The organism is Psychromonas arctica (genome assembly GCF_038155225.1).
Taxonomy (GTDB): Bacteria; Pseudomonadota; Gammaproteobacteria; order Enterobacterales; family Psychromonadaceae; genus Psychromonas; species Psychromonas arctica_B.
Genome location: NZ_JBAKBA010000221.1, coordinates 1 through 229 on the forward strand (window position 1 = coordinate 1; position 229 = coordinate 229).

At 46.3% G+C, this 229-nt stretch carries 1 protein-coding gene; it reads left to right on the forward strand.

Annotation, left to right across the window (positions count from 1 at the left end; all coding sequences use genetic code 11):
* The coding region (locus tag V6255_RS18340) for an uL14 family ribosomal protein (protein WP_341629415.1) at positions 1-168 on the forward strand (168 nt) is incomplete at its 5' end.
* Between the last annotated feature and the right edge of the window lie 61 nt (positions 169-229).

Sequence of the window (229 nt, forward strand, 5' to 3'; positions counted from 1 at the left end):
GGTGTACGTCGTCCGGATGGTTCTGTAATTCGTTTTGATCGCAACGCTGCGGGTATCTTGAATGCCAACAACCAGCCTGTCGGTACAGGTATCTTTGGCCCTGTAACCCGTGAGCTTCGAAATGAAAATTTCATGAAGTTAGTCTCGCTGGCGCCAGAAGTACTGTAAGGAACCGAAACTGGCAGCAAAAATAAAACGTGACGATGAAGTAATTGTTATTGCCGGAAAA